Below are 4679 nucleotides of genomic sequence, written 5' to 3' on the forward strand. Positions count from 1 at the left end.
ACGGTTGGTAACAAGGGCTCAATGATTGCCCATGCTTCATCAGAAAGATCGTAGCGAGCCATAATCCAAAGTGTCGTAGAAACAGATGGATACTATAGCTCAAGCAATTAAGGGACACAGCCTAGCCTGTATCGGGCTGGCATTCGATCCCGCGCAGCGTATTGCCTTTTGTTGCCGTGTGCTATGCCGCGTATTATTTCACGCAGAGGCAACAGACACGTGAATTACCTGAGGAATTGAATAATGTTACCTGAGAATCCCCTTGCCGCGCTGCTGGAGCAGTCACCCGTGGTGATCCTGGATGGTGCGCTGGCTACCGAACTGGAGGCGCGCGGCTGTGATTTGTGCGATCCGCTCTGGTCGGCGAAAGTGTTGATGGAAGCGCCAGGGTTAATTTATCAGGTGCATTACGATTATTTTGCTGCCGGGGCGCAATGCGCCATCACCGCCAGCTATCAGGCGACTCCGCAGGGTTTTGCGGCGCGCGGGCTGAGCGAAGCAGACGCATTGGCGCTGATCGCGCGCAGCGTTGAGCTGGCGGTGCGTGCCCGTGAAGATTATTGCGTGGCACATCCCGATGCGGGCGCGCTGTTAGTGGCGGGGTCGGTAGGGCCGTATGGCGCTTTTCTGGCGAATGGTGCTGAGTATCGTGGCGATTATCATCTGCCTCAGGCGGAGATGATGGCATTCCACCGGCCACGTATCGCGGCGTTGGTTGACGCGGGCGTTGACGTGCTAGCGTGCGAAACCCAGCCCTCGTTGCCGGAGATGGCCGCTCTGTTACAGTTGTTGCGTGAGTTTCCCACTATCACTGCCTGGTTCTCGTTCACGCTGCGTGATGAGCAGCACATCAGTGATGGCACGCCGCTGCGTGACGTTGTGGCGATGGGCATAAACTGTGTCGCATTGGAAAGTGCGGCGGCGGCGTTAGCGCATTTATCCTCACTGACGGCGTTGCCACTGGTTGTCTATCCTAATTCCGGCCAGCATTATGATGCGAATGCTAAGCGCTGGAGCTCAACCGGGGAACAGGTGTGTTCGTTGACTGCGCATTTGTCCGCCTGGAGAGCCGCGGGCGCGCGCCTGATCGGTGGGTGCTGTCGTACCACACCGCAGGATATTGCCGCTATTTCTCATGCGTGCAAGCATGAGTCGCATCATTATTGAGGGAGACATCATGATTGAGGGAGACATCATGACCAACCAGACTGAAGACGCTCGCCGTGCTTATCGCCAACTGTGTGACACACTGGGACTCACCTTACCCATCACTTTTCTGGATATCGTAGCGGAGCAAACCGTTGTCGTGTCGTCGCCGGATGCCGAAGCGCTACGGCTGGCATTAGGGTATGAGAAAACCGCCGCGACTTTCTTTCGCCATTTGCCCCCGACGCCAGATGAAATGGAACGGGCAATCATGACCGTAGAGGATGAGGTCACACGCATTCGCCACCAGGTGGATTTGTAACATCCCCTTTATCTGTGCGATCCGGCACTGGCGTCATTGGCCGACGCAACCGGCGTGTCGGCCAATGCGCAAGGTTGGCATATTGAGCAGGACGATATCGAGCGATTGTTTAAACGTTTCGAACAGGTGATGCTCGGTTGTCCCGCCAGTTGGGAAGCCATTCCGCTGGACAACGCCTTCACGGCCCGTTTGCTGATTTTGCGCGAGTTCATGCATCACCTGGGCTATCTGTCGGTATTTATTGTTAATACCACTGCCAGCGAGTCCCCCTAACGCTTGCCTCTACGCGTGGTCTCGCGGTAAGGTCAGATTTTCTCTGGCCGCTGGTAGCGTGTTTATGGACATCCACGATCTGCATGACAACCCCGCGCGCATTGCTGGTGTTGCCGCATTGCTCTACGCCGAATGGTCGGCGTTTCCCCGTTGGTCGAATAAGTCAGCAATTGAATCTGCTATACGCCAGCGCGGCGTGGAGACCGATCGCGCGTTCTCGCTGGGTATGTTTGCTCACGATGACCATGCGGTTGCTACCGCCAGTATCATCCGCTATGAACTGGAAGAGTGCCCGGAACGAGAATACTGGCTAGGGGAAGTGGTCACAGCCCCATCGCAGCGCGGCAAAGGGTTGGCCACTGCGCTGGTCAATGCTTGCGTGGCGCGCTGTCGGCAGCAGGGCATTGAGATGCTGTATTTGTATACGCCCGACAAACAGGCGCTCTATGCCCGAATGGGGTGGCAACCGCTAGAGCAGCGCCCGGTAGCGGGAGAAATTGTCACTGTGATGTGTTTATCGCTCGGAAAGTGAAACATGCTGGCAGACTATGTGATGAAGTCTATTATCTGTGGTAGGTTTGACATAGTAGCGGATATGCAGGCTGTGTTTTATCTAAAGGGACAGCCGTAAGCAATGACATGAAGGCTCTTGGCAGCGCAGGCGGCCTCGCCGTTCACCGGACGTGGAGAAGAGTCATGACGACACACTTTTTGGGGAAATATGAGATCGAGCTGAAATTCAAAATTAAGGATATTAGCGAGTTTCGTGACACTTTATTAAGTCTTCATCCAGAAGCTTTCGTGTTTGAGAATAATGAATACGATATTTATTACGATGACCCGCTCGCCTCGCTACATAAAAGAAATATGAGCATGGTGTTACGGTCTATGTCGCCTTCTGGAATTAAATTATGGATTGTTAAAGGTCCAGAGGAAAGGCGTTGCGAGGCTGTTAATATCGAATCATTTGAAAAAGCAGACAGCATGTTGCATACGTTAGGCTATATTCCCATTCATCATGTAAATAAAACCCGCAGTATCTATTTCCTCGATCAGTTCCACATCACGCTCGACTATATTGCTATGCTGGGACACTACGTGGAAATATCGGTCATGACCGATGACGAGGCTGCGTTTCCGGAGCTGGAAGATGCCTGTGTGCCGTGCGCACTGCGTCTGCGTCTGCGTCTGCGTCTGGGGCTGGGGCTGGGGCTGGGGCTGGGGCTGGGGCTGGATATGGAAAATAAAGAGTCTCGCTCATATCGTCAATTATTGGGTTTTTGACGGTGTCAACCTGGATTAAACTCGATGCATAGAATTGGCAAAAGGATTTATCATTCTATGATCGAGTTAAAATAATTATTCTGTTATCAGCATAGTATCTGAATAAGCACCGTCGTTACACGTCGTACACCATGATTAAAATCCATGATGGGGCCGCGCGGTGTGAATTATGTTGTGAAAACTTTAACGCTTTGTATAAGGATGTTCTGGGGCGAATTGATTTTTGAGATGTCGGTGGTAAGAGTGGCAGGCAGTAAATATTATATCACCAGCTTTTGTAAGTAAAAAAATCAATCGTGTTTACTTCATCCTGCAAAATAACAGAATAAAGGAACCGAATTATGAAAAAAAAGGTGCTGTTATTCAGTGCGCTGGCACTCGCTTTTTCTTCCATGGCGCAAAGTGAGACGCCCGAGTCTACCGATCTGGTGATCATCGGCGCGGGTGGTGCAGGCATGTCTGCGGCCATTGAGGCACATAACCAGGGTGCAAAAGTTATCCTGCTGGAAAAAATGCACTTTGCCGGGGGCAACACGGCGCGCGCCGAAGCGGGGCTGAACGCTGCCGGCACCCCTTATCAAAAGGCCAAGGGCATTCAGGACAGCCCGGAGCTGTTCTTCCAGGACACTATGAAAGGTGGCCGTAACATCAACAACCCCGATCTGGTGCGCACGCTGTCTGAACGTGCAAAAGACTCTGTGCAATTCTTGAAGGACAACGGCACTGAGTTAGCCGATTTAACCCGTACTGGCGGTGCCAGTGTGGATCGTACCCACCGACCTGCCGGTGGTGAACCGGCCGGTAGTTTCATTGCGACCGCATTGATCAAAAAGGTAAAAGCCCTGAATATTGATCTGCGCACCAATACGTCCGCCACGGAAATTGTGCAAAATGACAAGGGCGAAGTCACCGGCATTAAAGCGAAAGGCAAAGATGGTAAAGAATTTGCGCTCAATGCTAAAAAAGTGATGATTACGTCAGGTGGATTTGGTGCCAACTTTGACATGATCAAGCAATACGATCCGAAACTCGCCAACTTCAAAACTACCAATGCGCCGGGTTCACTGGGCGAAGGGGTTAAGATGGCGGAGAAAATCAACGCCAAGCTGGTGGATATGGAATATATCCAGATTCACCCCAGCACCGTGCCGGGTATAAGGGATTCTGATCACCGAAGCTGTGCGTGGCGACGGCGCGATTTTGATCAATGAAGCGGGCAAACGTTTTATCAACGAATTGCAGACGCGTGATGTGGTTTCTCAAAGTATCCTGAAACAACCGGGTGCTCACGCTTATCTGGTCTTTAACGATGATTTGGTGAAACAAAACAAAACCATCAACAGCTACTTCAAGCAAAAACTGGTGGCTGAAGGTGATACACCGGAAGCGTTGGCTAACGCCATCAAGGTTGATGCCAAGCAGTTGCCGTTAACCCTGAAAACCTATACCGGCTACGCAAAAGCCAACAAAGATACTGAATTCGGGCGTGACAGCTTCAAACAGGCGCTGGATACCGGTAAATATTATGCGAGGCTTTGTTGAATAAATAGAAAGTTTGGGTAATCATCGGATCAGATCACCATAGTTGTTTCAAAATCAGGTCTCCATGGCAAAACAAAATTTTAAAATCACTAACTGGCCCTCCTATAACAAG

The 4679-nt window shown here is 51.4% G+C and carries 5 protein-coding genes and 1 pseudogene; all 6 read left to right on the forward strand.

What is annotated here, in order from left to right:
- The first annotated feature begins 243 nt into the window (after positions 1-243).
- Positions 244-1167, forward strand: coding sequence for a homocysteine S-methyltransferase (gene mmuM / locus ACTBDZ_RS15240; RefSeq protein WP_438815940.1), 924 nt, complete (start codon positions 244-246; stop codon positions 1165-1167).
- Positions 1148-1468, forward strand: coding sequence for a hypothetical protein (locus tag ACTBDZ_RS15245; RefSeq protein WP_438815941.1), 321 nt, complete (start codon positions 1148-1150; stop codon positions 1466-1468). Before mmuM ends, ACTBDZ_RS15245 begins: the two co-directional genes overlap by 20 nt.
- Positions 1469-1504: 36 nt before the next feature.
- Positions 1505-1741: a hypothetical protein gene (locus tag ACTBDZ_RS15250; protein WP_438815942.1), complete on the forward strand. Its 237-nt coding sequence runs from the start codon at positions 1505-1507 to the stop codon at positions 1739-1741.
- 64 nt (positions 1742-1805) lie between these two features.
- Positions 1806-2273 carry a GNAT family N-acetyltransferase gene (locus ACTBDZ_RS15255; protein ID WP_438815943.1) on the forward strand — a complete coding sequence of 156 codons (468 nt, stop codon included), beginning with the start codon at positions 1806-1808 and terminating at the stop codon, positions 2271-2273.
- A 164-nt stretch (positions 2274-2437) separates the two neighbouring features.
- A complete protein-coding gene (locus tag ACTBDZ_RS15260; protein ID WP_438815944.1) occupies positions 2438-3025 on the forward strand; it encodes a class IV adenylate cyclase in 588 nt (195 codons plus the stop codon).
- Between the two features lie 455 nt (positions 3026-3480).
- Positions 3481-4567 (forward strand): annotated as a pseudogene (locus ACTBDZ_RS15265) (flavocytochrome c).
- Positions 4568-4679 lie beyond the last annotated feature (112 nt).

The organism is Symbiopectobacterium sp. (assembly GCF_051710365.1).
Classification (GTDB): Bacteria; Pseudomonadota; Gammaproteobacteria; order Enterobacterales; family Enterobacteriaceae; genus Symbiopectobacterium.